Here is a 290-nt window from a genome sequence, read left to right on the forward strand (position 1 = left end):
ACGAGATCGAGGAAGAAGACCTGCCGCTGGTCGAAGACCCGGTCAAGGCGCACCAGCTGGCGCTCGAGGACGAGGCCAACCTGCCGGCCATCCACCGCTACTGGCTGCCGCTGCGCAAGCCCGCCGTCGAGACCGTGCGCAACGAGGCGCCGAAGGTCGGCCGCAACGACGACTGCCCTTGCGGCAGCGGCAAGAAGTTCAAGCAGTGCCACGGCAAGCTGGCGAAAGGCCTGCCGCGTAGAACGGAAAAGGCGTCCCGCGGGACGCCTTTTTTATTGTGCGTGTCGGCG

At 66.6% G+C, this 290-nt stretch carries 1 protein-coding gene; it reads left to right on the forward strand.

Annotation, left to right across the window (positions count from 1 at the left end):
• On the forward strand, positions 1 to 290 hold a 290-nt coding region (locus tag KVT32_RS29755; RefSeq protein ID WP_217619392.1), incomplete at both ends, for an SEC-C metal-binding domain-containing protein.

The sequence above is a fragment of the Achromobacter sp. GbtcB20 genome, assembly GCF_019091095.1.
GTDB classification, from domain to species: domain Bacteria; phylum Pseudomonadota; class Gammaproteobacteria; order Burkholderiales; family Burkholderiaceae_B; genus Achromobacter; species Achromobacter mucicolens.